This window comes from Alcaligenes sp. 1735tsa3 (genome assembly GCF_024134565.1).
Classification (GTDB): Bacteria; Pseudomonadota; Gammaproteobacteria; order Burkholderiales; family Burkholderiaceae_B; genus Alcaligenes; species Alcaligenes phenolicus.
The window spans coordinates 1-15652 of the sequence record NZ_CP099862.1 but is presented as its reverse complement, the minus strand read 5'-3'; the positions used below and the strand labels follow the sequence as shown (position 1 = coordinate 15652).

The window sequence follows — 15652 nt, the reverse complement described above, 5'->3', positions numbered from 1 at the left end:
GACCTCACAGACACAAATCACAAGCCATTGTTTATAAACAATATTTTACCTAGGGAAAATACGTAGTCTGGTTTTTCAACAAAAAACTACAGGCCTAAAGTATTATTTAACCGTAAATTATGTGCAGTTTTATTGCACAATCTTGTATACAGCCCCCGTACGGGCATAAACGGAGACTTCATGACATCGCCTGTTTTGCCATTGGCTATTGAACAAATTGATCACGCCGCCTGGACCGTACCCGATCTGGATGCGGCCATTGCTTTTTATGAACGCCTGTTTGGTGCCCGCCAACTCTACCGTCTGGGGCCCATCAACAGTGCCGATCTGCCCCGTTCTGCTCAAGGCAAAGACTGGACCCACGCTCACCTGGACGTCCCCGATGCCAAGCTGGAACTGGCCTTTATGGTCCTGCCCAATGGCTTTCATATCGAGCTGTTTGCCTACGCACAACCTGCCAGCGACACCCAAAAGGCCCTGAAGTCCAATCATGTGGGTGCACATCACCTGGGTTTTCTGGTGGCCGATCTGGATCAGGCGGTGGCACAACTTGAACAGCACGGCTGCACAGTATTGGACCGCATCGCCTTTGATTCTGGCCCGACCGCCGGTGCTCAATTCCAGTACTTCACCGACCCCTGGGGCAATATTTTTGAGCTGGTCCAGCGCAGCCAACCACTGAACGCCCCCCAGGGCCGTGAATGCGTGAATCCGGCATCGCTCTACAACAGCACCAACTTCGGTTTTTCGCACGCTGTTGTGCAGGACAACAGCCGCACCGTGCATCTGGCCGGACAAGTCGCCTGGAATGGCGAAGGACAATTAGTAGGCGCGGGCGATCGCATCGCTCAAACCCGCCAGGCTTTACAGAACCTGAAAACCGTCCTGAAGGAAGCCGGTGCCAGCCCGCGCGATGTCGTGCGTTTGCGCACCTACCTGGTCGGCCATACACCTGAAGAGCTGGGCCCGATCTGCGCACTGATCAACGAGTTTTACGAGGGGGCCGAACCGGCTGCCAACACCTTGCTGGGAGTGGCCAATCTGGCGCTGCCAGACATGATGGTCGAGATCGAAGCCACGGCACGTCTGCCCTGAGCCAGAGGCCTCCTCTTTTCTTCAACCCATACAAGTGACACACATGAGCAAGAAACACCGGGTGAACTGGAAGGGCTATATCCCAACCATCATCACCCCTTTTGATGAAGCACGACAGCTGGATGTACCGGCACTGCACAGCATGCTGGAATGGCTGCATGCCGAGGGCATGCACGGTCTGTTTGTAGGCGGCACCACCAGCGAATGGACCAGCCTGTCCAACCAGGAACGGGTAGAGCTGTTCCGCGCCAGTGCCGACGCCATGCGCGGCAAATTGCCTTTACTGGCAGGCTGTACCGGCTACACACCCGCCGAAGTGGTCGCTCTTGCTCAAGAGGCCCAGGCACTGGGCTATGAAGGGGTCGTGATTGCACCGCCCCCCTATGTACGCCCCAATGACAAGGAAATACTGGCCTTTTACCAGCAGATCGCCAAAGAAATCACCCTGCCTATCGTGATTTACAACTGGCCTGCCGGGACCGGAATCGATTTGTCGGTGGATTTGCTGGAGCAACTGAGCGATATCGATGGTGTCGTCGGCATCAAGCAATCCAGCCCCAGCATTGAACAGTTCATCAAGACGCTGTTCCGCCTGAAAGACAAGGTCCGTGTGTACGGCTTTCGCATGGACGAACACGGCCTGTCCCTGCTGCAAAGTGTGGATGGCGACGGCACGATTGGCGCAGGCGGCGTGTTGGGCCGTTATCAGCCCGATTTTTACAACCACATCTGGCGCGGCGATATAGACGCTGCCCGCGCCTGCGGCCAGAAAGACATACAGATTCTGCAACGCTGGTACACCCCTGAGCTGATCGGCCGCTACGGCTCCTCGCCCTCGGTGCTGAAAGTTGCATTCAAGATGCGCGGCGTACCCGTGCAGCCCTATGTACGCCGCCCCATTCTGGAGGTCGAGGACACCGAGATAGACGTCATACGCCAAACTTTGGTCGATCTTGAACTGATCTAAGACCCCTGCCGCGAGTACCGCCGGTACTCGCCCCACACCCCCTTCGCTGGTACACGGCGCAGGCACTTTGCCCTGCCTGCTTTGTTGCGCCTGTTTCTTGCTGCATCACTTGCGGTAGGGGGATTGCTGCACGCTTTTTTATCTACCACGAAGGAGAAGAGGAATTGAAAACAAGAAATAAAACTGCTGTCGGTACGGCCCTGTTTTTACTGATGGCCAGCTCGGCAGCCCACGCATCCATCACCCTGTACGGGATTTTGGATACGGGTGTTGGCTACGACATGAACAAGGGTAATAGCAGCTACAGCCGGGACCGGACTGATGCCACCGAGTTCAAGACCTCGCGTCTGGGCCCCAACAGCGGGGTGCACTTTGGCAGCCGCTGGGGTATCCGTGGCACGGAAGATCTGGGCAACGGGCTGCAAGCCAAGTTTGTGCTGGAAAGCGGCTTTGATGTGCCTACCGGCAAGTCCATTCAGGGTGGTCGCCTGTTTGGCCGCCAGGCCACACTGGGTCTGGCAGGCGAGGACTGGGGTCAGGTGGATTTCGGCCTGAAGAACAATATGCCGACTGAATACTTCAGCATGGCTCACCCCTTGGGGGGCGGTGGTGGGATTGTGGGCTTTGGATCGACCTTCAGCGTGGCCAACACGGTGCGTTACGACAACCAGATTCAATACCAATCGCCCACGCTGAACGGCTTTCAGTTCGGTATTGGCTATTCCTTCAACATCAACGGGCAGCAGCACTGGGATAGCGAGCGCCCGGATGGCACCAACAGCAAGGACAACAACATCCGTGCAGTGACCACCGGCCTGCGCTACAACAACGGACCCTTGAGCGCCGCTCTGGTCTACGACCAACTGCACATCAATAAACAGTCTGCCAGCGGCGCACGCCCTGCCGCCGACTCTACCCGTGTCAGCGCCTGGGCGGGGGCGGCCAGCTACGACTTTGATGTGATCAAAGTATTTGCCGGCATCGGCCAGACTCGCGACGGCCTGTTCGCCACCCAGGTCTTTGGCCTGAGTAACGTCACCAACCCGCTGCCTTCCTTTGCTGCAGTGCCAGGCCTGCGGATCAACTCCTACTCTTTTGGTGTGACCACACCATTGGCAGGCGGCCGCTTCTCGCTGGGCTGGAACATGGCTGATCCACGCAACTTGCCAGAGAGCATTACCGGCCCCAATGCGCAGACCAAACGTCAGCATGTGTACTCGGTGGGTTATCAGTACGACCTGTCCAAGCGCACCATGGTGTACGTGTACGGCGGCTATGCACAGAACCTGACCTTCCTGCCAGACGCACGCGCCACACAGCTGTACGTAGCCTTTAACCACAAGTTCTAAAGCGGGACGCCCCTTCGGGGGCCACACCCTGACTCGCTGTACTGTTTTTCCGTAGATACGCGATTCTGTTCCGCGCTATCTGTTTTTATACGCCCCTGTACGTAAGTCGTCAGGGGCGTTTTTTTACCACCTGGCCGTCTCAAGACTCGGTGCCCCATGTAAAAGCGCCCCTCGAGGGGGCTGCAAGCCGAAGGTACAGCTTTGGGGTATTTCTTATTGGTCGCAGCACAAAGCAGGCACGCAACGTCAGTCGTCCTGCGCCTGGGGATTTGCCTGATAACGCAACCAGCCAGCAATCACACTGCCACCGCCCGGACGATCCTTGGGATGACTACGGCCTTCATTAACCGGTACTTCTTCAAAGTCGAAGGGACTCATGCCCTCAATACAGGCTACGTTCACTCCATACTGCTCCGGGTTGGAACGGCGCTGATGGAAGGTATAAATCCCGCAATGCGAACAGAAATAATGCCGGGCCTGCCCGGTGTTGAACTGATAAAGCGTCAATGCATCCTGCCCTTGCTCCACCTGAATATCGGCCAGGTTAGCCGACACCGCCACCGCGCCACGCATGCGGCAATAGGAGCAATTGCAACGGCGCGCCGAACGCAGACCATCGGTCAGCTTCACATTGAAACGAACGGCTCCGCAATGGCAGGCCGCTTTATGCACAGGGCGAGTATCAGGGGTGTTTTCAGTCATGAATGGCTTTGAATCACAATAAGTCCAGGGCGGGAAATGTCATGCTAAATCATGATCCGCCAGAAGCCTACAAAGGCTGCACCGCAAGACGCAGGCCCATTGCCTTCAAAATGGCCGTCAGGCTGCTCAAGGCCGGATTCCCCTTGGGGGACAAGGTCCTGTAAAGCTGCGTCGGATTTAACTGCGCCTGCTCGGCAACTGCCTGCACACCACCAAAAGCCTGTGCCAATTGACGCAACACGATCAGGAGTTCGGCCTGATCCCCGTCCTCCAAAATCTGATTGATAGTCTCTAATGCCAAGGCCGGATCACTGCGATACAGATCGGCCATAGCCTCATCATGTGATCTGCTTCTCATGGTCTTTTCTCTCCTGCCAGTCCTGCCAATAAATAAGCGCCCCATGCGGTCTTTCTGCGTTATTTTCGTTTAAAGACGAATTATTAACAATGAACAAAGTTAAAGAGAATCAAGCAGGCACAAAAAAAACGGGCCAAAGGCCCGGTAAAAGTGGTGTGTCTAACGAAAGACAGAGATAACTCAGTTGCTTGCCAGCGCGACCAGGCGCTCTGACAGTACGGACTCTTTAACGGCCAAGGCCGCAATTACGTTGTAGTGATTCGTTCCCGGCAAGCTGCGATACACCGTATCCACCCCTTGCCCCGACCAGGCCTTGGCCAGTTCCTGACTTTGACGATGAAATTCCGAGGTTTCGTCACCGCCTACCCAGGCCTCGAAAGGCTGCCCATTGGCAGGGGCAGGCCAGAACAAGGGGCTGGAGGCTCGGGCGGTATCGGCATTGAGCTGCAAGGCGTCATTGATGCCGATATGCGTCAGCGGTTCCAGGTCATACAAGCCGGACAAACCCAGGCCCGCCTGCAACATGTCGTGGGGCAGGTCCGGTGCAAAGCCGGGCCAATCCGTAGCCAGCAGGCAAGCTGCCAAGTGGCCCCCTGCCGAGTGTCCTGCCACCACGATCGGACGCTTGAAACGTCGCCAGACCGTCGCGCAAGCCAGGCGCAGCTCATCAATGATCTGCGCCACGCTCGCCTGCGGGCACAAGGTATAGGTAGGCAATACCGTAATCAGGCCGTTATCCACGCTGCCTTGTGCCAGATGGCTGAAACGACGCTGATCCATGGACTGCCAATAGCCACCATGAATGAACATCAGCACTGCCGTATCCGGGCGTTCCACAGCCGGAAAGTGGATGTCCATGACATTACGCGTTTCCGGGCCGTAAGGCTGATTGGCTTCATGACGCGAACCAGCCCGAAACTGCTCGGCCAATCCCGACCACGAGGCCACAATCTCCTTATGGTCGGGCACATGCCAACTGGCGTTGTACTCACTTTCCAGATGCTGTGTCATGACGGGTTTAGTCCTTGGGAACGCCCAGTTCGGCAGCTACGCGATCCAGCTCGGCACGGTAGAAGTTCAGCGCTTCCTGAGCCTCCACACCCTTGGCTTCGCTCAACCATTGCTGCTCAATCACCGCCAGCTTGGTCTTCATGGCTTCCAGCTGCTCGCCTTCAATGCGGTGCACCTTGATGCCTTCAGCGCTCAAGCGATCAAAAGCCGCCATATTGTTCTTTTGCCAGATACCCGAGAAACGCTTGACCAGTGCTTCACCTGACAAGGCATCAATCGCGGCACGGTCGGCCTCGCTGATACGCTGCCAGCTGCGCTCGTTAACCACCATGAACTGACTGGAGGCAGAGAAACCACCGGGCAAGACGAACAAGTTCGGCATGAAGCGCGCCAGATTGAAGTCGATCACCGTGGTGTAGTTCTGGAACATGCCATCAATAATGCCGCGCGAAATCTGGTCATAGGCTTCGGTCAGCGTCGAGGAAATCGACACCAGGCCCAGCAGCTTGGCGATACGCTCCACCAGCACGCCGGGAATACGGATCTTGGTGCCATCCAGCTTGTCCAGGCTGTCTACCTTGGCAGCGGTCCACAACTGGTACGAGCCAGGAACCCACGCGCCCAGCAGCTTGGTGCCGGCGTGTTCGTTCTTGCCCATGAAGTACTTCTGATAGGTACGCCAGTAGGCCAGCGAATTCACCTGAGCGTTCTCGGCCGTCATGGGCAGCTCCACCATTTCCGTCAGCTTGAAACGCTCCGGGGTATAGGAGTGCACACCAATCGTCATGTCTGCCACGCCATTGCGCACCAGATCGTAGTGCGAAGCCGGGGTGCCCAGAGGCGGCAAAACCTGAATCTTCACCCGTCCTTCCGTTGCCTGTTCCACATCCTTGGCCCAGGGGTTCAACATCTCGGTCACCATGGGATGGGTGGGTGGCAACCAATTGGAAAAACGCAGCGTGACGTTCTGTGCCTGAACGTTGGTGCTGGCTGCCAGGGCGACTGCCGCTACCCCCACCCATTTGCTAACTTGCTTAATCATGCTTATTCCTTCGAGAAAATCAGATTCAATAAAAATGGCTTACATCAATGAGGGCAGAAACAAAGCAATGCCGGGAATGCCAATCAAAAGCGCCAGGCGCAGCAGATCAGCAAAGACAAAATAGATAACGCCGCGGTAAATAGTGCTGAGCGACATGGACGGCACCACGGAATTGAGCACAAACACGTTCATCCCCAAGGGCGGTGTGATCAGACCCACTTCGATCAAGGTGACCACCAGAATGCCGAACCAGATCGGGTCCAGACCCTGGTTGATGATTAGCGGGTAAACAATGGGCAAGGTCAGCAAGAGCATGGACATACCTTCCAGCATGCAGCCCAGGACCAGGTACAGCACCACAATGCCCAGCAAAATGCCCCAGCCCGGCAAGTCCCATTGCTGGACCGCATCGGACAACAGGGCGGTAAAGCCGGCCACGTTCACAAAGGTGGTGAAGATCTGTGCCCCCACCATAATCACGAAGATGGCGGCACTGGTCATGGCGGTTTCACGCAAGGCACCCATCAAGCTCTGCCAGGAGAACTTGCGACGCCAGATCATGATGAGCAGGGCACCGACCGCACCAATACCGGCCGCTTCAGTCGGCGTGAACAAGTTGCCGTAAATCCCGCCAATCACCAGCAGGAACAGCAGCAAGACCGAACCCACACTCTTCAAGCCGCGGACACGTTCCATCCAGGAGCTGCGCTCGCCCGCGCCAGCCAGGCCGGGTGTCATGCGAGTGGCCACCATAACCGCGCCTATGTACAGCACCATGCCCAGGATGCCCGGCAATACAGCCGCAATGAACAGCTTGCCGATGTCATTGCTGGTCAGCACGCCATAGACAATCAGGGGCACGCTGGGCGGGATCATGGCACCCAAGGTACCGGCCGAGGCAATAGCGCCGCCTGCCAGGGAATCGGCATAGCCATAGCGCTTCATGGAGGGATAGGCGACCCGAGCCATAGTGGCCGTCGTCGCAAAGCTGGAGCCGCATACGGCCGAGAACATACCGCCCGACAGCACCGTTGCAATGGCCAGACCGCCACGACGATGGCCTACAAAGCGATAAGCCAGATCGAACAGATCTTTAGAGACATCCGCCCGTGTCACCAGATTGCCCATCAGGATGAACAACGGGATGACGGACAAGTTATAGTTGTGAACCAGACGATACGAGGTTTCTGCGGCCATATAGGCAGCCGGACCCCAATCAACTACGTAAGCAAAGCCACCAATACCAACCAGAGCCATCGCCACGGCGATGGGTACTTCCAGGACCATGAGCACGATCAGGATGATCATGCCAGTGACAACGACAGTCATTATTTTTCCTCAGCGAGCTCGTCGCCGTCGGCACTGAACAGTGCGGCCAGCGTGGACAGGGCGCACATCACCGCTGCAAAGTAAGCAAAAGGCGCCAGGGGCAGGTCCGCAAAAACCGCGCGCGAATTGGTCTGTGCAAACTGCACACCCAGGGCCCACAGGTGGTAAGCCAGAAAGGCCATCAGCACGCCTGTCGCCACGCGGCTGCACCAGCGCAACAGACCTTGCACCAGCACGTTCTTGCCCACCAGAGAGCGCAGCAAGGACACTTTGACGTGCTTGCCACTCAAGGTGACAAAGGGCAGGGCGGCAAACACCATCACCCCGACCAGCACCTCGGTTAATTCAAAAGCGCCTGACAGCGGCCGCACGAAGCTGCGCATCATGACATCGGCAAAGGCCACCGCCATCAAGGCCAGAATGGCCAGTGCGGACAGCCCGAACATCCAACTACAAACATGACGCAAGAAACGGGTCTGCATCAATCTCCTCCCCTCTATAGGCATTGCGTGTAAATTTCAGTGCCTCGTGTAAATTTCAGTGCCTCGTGTAAATTTCGTGCATTAAATGTACACAAAATTTGCCCAAAAACAGTGTGATATTACTTTAAACCTCTAGTTTTTTGAAAAAAATAAGCTTGGGGTTTTCCATTAAATATTTATAAAAAACCTGAATACACAAGGGTTTCAGAGCCTCATTATGAAACCCGGGCAAAGAGCTTGCAGGAAAAAGACGGTCGTAAAGTACGTGCACAAATACTTTACAAAAACAGGAGTAAATGTACAGAAGCGGCTTTCACGACGAAAAGGTGTACAGAGAACGAAGCTGGACCCAAGCTTCAGGCTTGCATGAAAGCGGATTACCCCTTGTTATTGAAGGGATATTCTGAACAGAAGATTTGCCTCCTCCCCATGCCCGGCCTACCATCAAGACGCTTCTGTTTTCGCTTCCGCTTTATTACTGACCAAGAGCCCCAACCATGCCCACCCTACGTCCCGCCCAACTTGCTGACATTGGCACGATTGGAGATATGTACGCCGAGCTATTCGCCCACATGCATCATTTGCAACCGCACTACTACCTGCAAGCACGGCAGGACGAGGGCTTTATCCAGTCCATGATCGAGTCGGACCAGGCAGCCTTGTTTGTGGCCGAGAAGGACGATCAGGCGCTGGGTTTTATTATTGTTCAGCAGCAAAAGACCCCGCCGTACAACTGCATCACGCCGCATGACTTTGCCTATGTGATTGATCTTGTCGTGACGGAATCGGCACGAGGCATGGGACTGGGCAAACTGCTGATGCAGACCGCCCAGGAGTGGGCACAAGTGCGTGGACTGGACTACATCGAGCTGGGAGTCTTGAGCAATAATCGGGGCGCTATCGCGCTATATGAGCAACTGGGTTATGAGCACAACACCAGCATCATGCGCAAGGCGCTTAAATAAGGCAGGACACCGCGCCACCAGCCACTTTGAAAATTAATTCAGGTACAAAAAAGCGCTCAAACAGAATGTGTTTGAGCGCTTTTTTTGACTGGTTTCCCAATGTCAGGACATCAAAGCCTTGGGCTTGATACACCTTTGACTTATCAAATCCAGAACCAAGGGCCAGGAGTTCAGCCTTCTTCTACAAACTGCTGCACCTCGGCAGGCGTTAAGTAGCGCGACTCGCCTGGCTCCAGGCTGTCGTCCAAGGACAGGGAGCCAATACGCTCGCGATGCAAGGTCTGAACCAGATTCCCCAAGGAGGCAAACATACGCTTCACCTGATGGTATTTCCCTTCCTGGATGGTTAGCCTTGCGGTACGTTCATCAATGCGTTCCAGCACGGCTGGCAGCGTCGGCTTGTCCTCGCCATTCAACAAGATACCGGCCTTGAACAATTCTTCTGCATTATCAGGCAAAGGCTCTGCCAAGGTCGCCACGTAGACCTTATCGCATTGATGGCGGGGCGAGATAATACGATGCGTCCACTGGCCATCATCCGTAATCAAAATCAAGCCGGTGGTATCCACATCCAATCGACCAACGGTGTGCAAGCGCTCGCGCTTATCCACATCAATCAGCATCATCACGGACGGGTAGGCGCTATTTTTAAGGCTGCACTCGTAACCAGCGGGCTTATTGAGCATGATGTAACGCAGGCCAATCAGGGCAAGCGGCTCATCATCCCAGCACACTACATCACCCTCTTGTACAACGTGAGTGCCTTTGGTCACTACCTCGCCATTGACGGTGATTTCTCCGCTTTTAAGCACTTTACGCGCGTCTGAGCGACTCAGGTCCGTGCTCTCACCAAGAAACTTGTCCAGTCGCATTCCATTTCCAAACAAAGAATTATTGAATAATTTACAGCGTCTTTACGATCGATCAAGAGGCCTTGCAAGGCCGACGCCAGGTACCACCATCAGATCCCCACGCCCCTTCTTTTAATTCGTTCTGAAGCAGGGTGTATCACTGCAAGTAGACCACATCAGCTTGATTCCGCACCTTTCCATTCCTGGCGCGTGACGCCATTGCCACCACCCCACCAGGCAATTGATCAGTCCGTGTCTACTGACAAAAATTAATTGAGCCTGCCCAAAGACGCTGAATCTTTAAGACTCAGAGCTCATCAGTCATCACCAAAAAAATGAGCCCCAGCAGGAACGCCGGAGCCCATTTTTCTTATCCGCATCACTGCGAGGTTTTTCACAAATTTCTGAGATCAGTTTTCATCAAACCGAACAGCTTTCAGGAACTGTGAACACCGACAGCCTTAAATATCCAGGTTCCCCGCCTGCAAGGCATGGGACTCGATAAAGGCACGACGTGGCTCAACGTGATCACCCATCAGCGTGGTGAAGATCTGATCCGCATCAATAGCATCAGCAATCTGCACACGCAGCAAACGACGTACAGTGGGGTCCATGGTCGTTTCCCACAGCTGGCTGGGGTTCATCTCACCCAGACCTTTGTAGCGCTGCTTGCTAAGCCCGCGTTCGGCTTCGGTCAACAGCCATTGCATGACTTCACGGAAGTCATCCACGGCGGTTTCACGACGCTTCTCGCCTTCACCACGAGCCACCATGGCGCCATCACCGATCAGACCGGCAAAGGTCTCGCCAGCGCGGGCCAGAGTTTGGTGATCGCCACCACGCACGAAGTTGCGGTCAAACACCGTGACACGGATGTTGCCATGGTGCAGGCGCTGCACCACCACACGCCAGGATTCGCTCCCTTCATCAAAGGCGGCAAAGACTTTGACGACGGTGGGGGCAGCTTCGTCGAACAGGGCCTTCTCCAAATCCTTAGCAGTTTGTTCGGCGGCTTCCTGTGTATCCAAGTTCAACTTCACGCCTTCAGCCAATGCTGACAGGGCATCACCGTCCATATGACGCGACAGGCGCTCAATCACGGCCTTGGCCTTCACGTAGCGATGAGCATAGTCGGACAAGGCTTCGCCTGTGATAGGAGCTGCACCTTCAGCTGGCGTCAGCACTGCATCGCGCAGGGCCAGCTTCAACATGAATTCCGCTTCCTCGGCCTCGTCCTTCAGGTACATCTCTTCACGCCCAACCTTAACCTTGAACAAGGGCGGCTGCGCGATGTACACATAGCCACGCTCGATCAGCTCGGGCATCTGACGATACAGCAGTGTCAGCAGCAGGGTACGAATGTGAGCACCGTCCACGTCCGCGTCAGTCATGATGATGATGCGGTGGTAGCGCAGTTTGTCGATATCAAAGTCCGGACCGATGCTGGTACCCAGGGCGGTGATCAGGGTGGTGATCTGCTCGCTGGAAATAAGACGATCGAAACGGGCTTTTTCTACGTTCAGCACCTTGCCGCGCAACGGCAGAATGGCCTGGAATTTACGGTCTCGGCCTTGCTTGGCCGAGCCGCCTGCAGAGTCACCCTCCACAATGTACAGTTCGCACAGGGCGGGATCTTTTTCCTGGCAGTCGGCCAGCTTGCCGGGCAGGCCAGCGCCTTCCAGCACGCTCTTGCGACGGGTCATTTCGCGGGCTTTACGGGCCGCTTCACGGGCACGGGCTGCTTCCACGATCTTGCCGCACAAGGCCTTGGCGTCGTTCGGATTTTCCAACAGCCAAGTTTCCAGGGTGCGGGCCACGGCTTCTTCCACGGCGGGACGCACTTCGCTGGACACCAGCTTGTCTTTGGTCTGGCTGCTGAACTTGGGCTCGGGCACCTTCACCGACAGCACGCAGACCAGGCCTTCGCGCATGTCGTCACCGGAGGTGTCGACCTTGGCTTTCTTGGCCAGTTCGTTGTCGGCAATGTACTTGTTCAGCACGCGGGTCATGGCCGCACGCAGACCGGTCAGGTGGGAACCACCGTCGCGCTGGGGAATATTGTTGGTGAAACACAGCACGGTTTCGGCGTAGCTGTCGTTCCACTGCATGGCCACTTCAACCGATACTGGCGTACCGCCGGCATTGGACTCGGTTGCCACGCTGAACACGTTAGGGTGCAGCGGGGTCTTGTTGCGGTTGATGAAGTCCACAAAGCCTTTGACGCCGCCCAGGAAGGCAAAGTCTTCTTCCTTGCCCTGAATCTCGTCAACCAGACGAATCTTCACGCCATTGTTCAGGAAGGACAGCTCGCGCAGGCGCTTGGCCAGAATTTCGTGGTGGTATTCGATATTGCTGAAAATTTCCACGTCGGCCAGGTAACGCACGCAGGTACCCGTGCGGCCTTCTGCAGGACCGGTCACCGCCAGGGGCGCAGTGCGCTCGCCACGGCGGAACTCGACCTGGTGTTCGTTGCCATTGCGCCAGATGGTCAGCAACAGCCATTCGGACAGGGCGTTCACACAAGACACACCCACACCGTGCAAACCGCCAGACACCTTGTAGGAGTTCTGGTCGAATTTACCGCCGGCGTGCAGTTCGGTCATGACGATTTCAGCGGCGCTGCGCTGGTGTTCGTCGTCCTTGTGGATATCGGTTGGAATACCGCGGCCGTTATCGCACACCGAAATGCTGTTGTCGGAGTGGATGGTGACGACGATATCGTCGCAATGACCGGCCAAGGCCTCATCAATCGCGTTATCCACCACCTCGAAAACCATGTGGTGCAGGCCGGTGCCATCGGAGGTGTCCCCGATGTACATGCCTGGACGCTTGCGCACGGCCTCCAGGCCTTTGAGCATTTTGATGGAATCAGCGCCGTAATCGGCTGGCTGGGTGGTCGTGGTTTGATCGGTCATAGCATAAAACCTTGTAATAGCCTGTCTGCTTCAAGCGGGTATGGCCCGGCGGGCCATACCGGTCAAACATGCTGCATTAAATGCGCATCGGCATGACCACGTACTTGAAGTCTTCTTGCTCGGGCAGCGTCATCAACACAGAGGCGTTGGCATCGGGCTGCACAGACCAGCGGACTGTTTCGTCCTTGATGCTGGCCAACACATCGAGCAGGTAGCTGACGTTAAAGCCAACGTCCAGACTTTCGTGTTCATAATCAATATCCAGCTCTTCGACGGCTTCTTCCTGTTCAGCGTTGGAAGCAGAAATCTTCAGCTGGTTTTGCGACAGTTGCAGTCGCACGCCACGCAGTTTGTCGGTGGTCAGAATGGCAGCACGTTGCAAACTGCCTTGCAGCACTTCACGGCTGACATCGAAGTGGCGGGTGTAGTTGGAAGGAATCACACGAGCAAAGTCGGGGAATTTGCCTTCAACCAGTTTGGAGACCAACTCCACATCGCCAAAGCGGAAACGAATCTGACGGCTGGACACATCAATGTTGACCAGATCGTCGGTATCGCCCAGCAAACGCTGCATTTCCAGCACCGTCTTGCGCGGCACGATGATGTCGTGACGTTCCTGCACGCCGTCAATTGCGGTGGCATTATGAGCCAGACGGTGACCGTCCGTGGTAACCGTACGTACCAGGCCGGGTTCAAACACCAGCAACATACCGTTCAGGTAGTAGCGAATGTCTTGCTGCGCCATGGCAAAGTGCACCGTATTGAACAGGTGCTTCAAAGTGCGCTGGGGCATGCTCAAGGACACGTCCCACTGCTCTGGCAGGTTCAGCACTGGAAAATCAGCAGCTTCCAGAGTCTGCAACTGAAAGCGGCTCTTGCCGGACTGGATGGTCAGCTTGCCGCTGTCCAGGCCCAGGCGCACATCGCCAAAGTCGGGCAGGGCTTTCAGAATGTCCAGCAGCTTGCGGGCCGCCACCGTGGTGGCTGCATTGTCCTCACCCACGCCAAAGTCGGCATTGGTGGTGATCTGCACTTCCAGGTCGGTTGCCAGGAAAGAGACATCAGAGCCGTTTTTACGCAGCAGGATGTTGGCCAGAATCGGCAAAGTATGGCGGCGCTCCACAATGCCAACTACTGTGGATAAGGGCTTTAGCAATGCGTCGCGGGTAGCTTGAACGAGTTGCATGGTCATCCTTTGAGAGTTTGTTCCAGTACGTGTAATGCGTGATTCAGTTCGGCTTGCTTGGTGCGTGCATCCGAGATTTTGCGCACCGCGTGCAGCACCGTAGTGTGGTCCCTACCACCGAAAAGATCGCCAATTTCCGGCAAACTCTTTTGGGTCAGTTCCTTGGCCAGATACATGGCCACCTGGCGCGGCATGGCGATATTGGCGGGGCGGCGCTTGGAGTACATATCCGCGACCTTGATTTTATAAAAATCGGCCACGGTTTTCTGAATATTTTCCACTGTGATCTGTCCATTGGAGACCGACAGCAAATCCTTCAGTGCATCCTTGCACACTTCCACCGTCAAGACATCGCGGCCATGGAAACGCGCGTAGGCCGAAACCTTGCGCAGCGCCCCTTCCAGCTCGCGCACGTTGCTGCGCAGATGCTTGGCAATGAAGAAGGCCACTTCTTCGGGCATGGCAATGCCTTCGGCCTGAGCCTTGCGCAACAAGATCGCCACGCGCATTTCGAGCTCGGGCGGCTCGATGGCCACGGTCAGGCCGGAGTCAAAGCGCGAGATCAGGCGGCTATCAATATTGGCCAGCTCTTTGGGATAGGTATCCGAGGTGATGATGATCTGCTTGCGCTGAGCCACCATCGCTTCAAAGGCGTAGAAAAACTCTTCCTGCGTACGGTTCTTGCCGGCGAAAAACTGAATATCGTCAATCAGCAGCAAGTCCAGCGAATGGTAGTAGCGCTTGAACTCGTCAAACGCCTTGCGCTGATACGCCTTGACCACGTCCGACACGTATTGGTCGGCATGGACGTAACGTACCCGCACACCATTGCCATTGGCGACCAGCGCATTGCCGATCGCGTGAATCAGGTGGGTCTTGCCCAAACCCACACCGCCATACAGAAAGAGTGGGTTATAGGAGACACCGGGGTTCTCGGCCACCTGCAAGGCCGCTGCGCGTGCTAGCTGGTTGGCTTTACCCGTCACGAAGTTGTCGAAAGTCAGTTCGGCGTTCAGGCGCGAACGATCCTGTACCGCATCCACCACCGCCGTCATGGCCGGGTTGGCAACAGGAGGGGCCAGGTTTTCACCGGCGGGGCTGCCTGCAGGCGCAGGAGCGGCACGATCGGCCAGGGCGCGACGAGGCGCCGCGCTGGCCGAAGGCAGCTCGAACTGAACCGTTACGGGACATTCGTAGAAATCCGAAGCCAGTTCCTCTATGCGAGTGGCGAAATTCTTGCGGACCCAATCCAGTTTGAAACGATTAGGAGCAGAAACGCGCAACACCCCGGCTTCGCTGTCGAAGTCCAGGGGAACCAGTGGACGTATCCACGCACTTATTTGTTGGGGGGGAAGCTCCTGCTCCAATTTCTGAACGCAGGACTGCCAGAATTCATTCAT

Annotated in this window: 14 protein-coding genes; 4 read left to right on the top strand and 10 right to left on the bottom strand. The window is 56.0% G+C overall.

Annotation, left to right across the window (positions count from 1 at the left end; all coding sequences use genetic code 11):
• Positions 1-180 precede the first annotated feature (180 nt).
• The 3 genes from NIZ92_RS00070 (at position 181) to NIZ92_RS00060 (ending at position 3411) form a co-directional block, all read left to right on the top strand.
• On the top strand, positions 181-1095 hold the full coding sequence (locus tag NIZ92_RS00070; protein WP_254002487.1) for a Rid family hydrolase: 915 nt from the start codon (positions 181-183) through the stop codon (positions 1093-1095).
• 43 nt (positions 1096-1138) lie between these two features.
• Positions 1139-2062, top strand: coding sequence for a dihydrodipicolinate synthase family protein (locus NIZ92_RS00065; protein WP_035269456.1), 924 nt, complete (start codon positions 1139-1141; stop codon positions 2060-2062).
• 164 nt (positions 2063-2226) lie between these two features.
• A complete protein-coding gene (locus tag NIZ92_RS00060; protein WP_254002486.1) occupies positions 2227-3411 on the top strand; it encodes a porin in 1185 nt (394 codons plus the stop codon).
• A gap of 246 nt (positions 3412-3657) precedes the next feature.
• On the opposite strand, the gene NIZ92_RS00055 is transcribed toward NIZ92_RS00060, so the two are convergent.
• The 6 genes from NIZ92_RS00055 to NIZ92_RS00030 all read right to left on the bottom strand — a co-directional run bounded on the left by NIZ92_RS00055 (position 3658) and on the right by NIZ92_RS00030 (position 8335).
• A complete protein-coding gene (locus tag NIZ92_RS00055) occupies positions 3658-4113 on the bottom strand; it encodes a GFA family protein (RefSeq protein ID WP_060186784.1) in 456 nt (151 codons plus the stop codon).
• A 67-nt stretch (positions 4114-4180) separates the two neighbouring features.
• A complete protein-coding gene (locus NIZ92_RS00050; protein ID WP_042485083.1) occupies positions 4181-4471 on the bottom strand; it encodes a DNA-binding protein in 291 nt (96 codons plus the stop codon).
• A 180-nt stretch (positions 4472-4651) separates the two neighbouring features.
• Positions 4652-5482, bottom strand: a complete 831-nt coding sequence (locus tag NIZ92_RS00045; protein ID WP_254002485.1) for an alpha/beta hydrolase — start codon at positions 5480-5482, stop codon at positions 4652-4654.
• A 7-nt stretch (positions 5483-5489) separates the two neighbouring features.
• The gene (locus NIZ92_RS00040; protein WP_254002484.1) at positions 5490-6524 is read right to left on the bottom strand and encodes a TRAP transporter substrate-binding protein; all 1035 of its coding nucleotides are present in this window, start codon (positions 6522-6524) and stop codon (positions 5490-5492) included.
• 39 nt (positions 6525-6563) lie between these two features.
• On the bottom strand, positions 6564-7853 hold the full coding sequence (locus NIZ92_RS00035; RefSeq protein ID WP_254002483.1) for a TRAP transporter large permease: 1290 nt from the start codon (positions 7851-7853) through the stop codon (positions 6564-6566).
• A complete protein-coding gene (locus NIZ92_RS00030; protein ID WP_247966215.1) occupies positions 7853-8335 on the bottom strand; it encodes a TRAP transporter small permease in 483 nt (160 codons plus the stop codon). The genes NIZ92_RS00035 and NIZ92_RS00030 overlap by 1 nt, the downstream gene beginning before the upstream one ends.
• Before the next feature lie 497 nt (positions 8336-8832).
• Here NIZ92_RS00030 and NIZ92_RS00025 point away from each other — a divergent pair, with 497 nt between their 5' ends.
• Complete coding sequence (locus tag NIZ92_RS00025) at positions 8833-9300, top strand: GNAT family N-acetyltransferase (protein ID WP_060186788.1); 468 nt, start codon at positions 8833-8835, stop codon at positions 9298-9300.
• Between the two features lie 170 nt (positions 9301-9470).
• Here the strand turns inward: NIZ92_RS00025 and NIZ92_RS00020 are convergent, their stop codons facing one another.
• The 4 genes from NIZ92_RS00020 to dnaA form a co-directional block, all read right to left on the bottom strand.
• Complete coding sequence (locus tag NIZ92_RS00020; RefSeq protein WP_060186789.1) at positions 9471-10172, bottom strand: pseudouridine synthase; 702 nt, start codon at positions 10170-10172, stop codon at positions 9471-9473.
• A gap of 440 nt (positions 10173-10612) precedes the next feature.
• Positions 10613-13066 carry a DNA topoisomerase (ATP-hydrolyzing) subunit B gene (gyrB, locus tag NIZ92_RS00015; protein ID WP_083055118.1) on the bottom strand — a complete coding sequence of 818 codons (2454 nt, stop codon included), beginning with the start codon at positions 13064-13066 and terminating at the stop codon, positions 10613-10615.
• A 76-nt stretch (positions 13067-13142) separates the two neighbouring features.
• A complete protein-coding gene (dnaN, locus tag NIZ92_RS00010; protein ID WP_009461439.1) occupies positions 13143-14252 on the bottom strand; it encodes a DNA polymerase III subunit beta in 1110 nt (369 codons plus the stop codon).
• Positions 14253-14254: 2 nt separating this feature from the next.
• Entirely contained in the window at positions 14255-15652 is a 1398-nt protein-coding gene (dnaA, locus tag NIZ92_RS00005; RefSeq protein ID WP_009461437.1) for a chromosomal replication initiator protein DnaA, read from the bottom strand.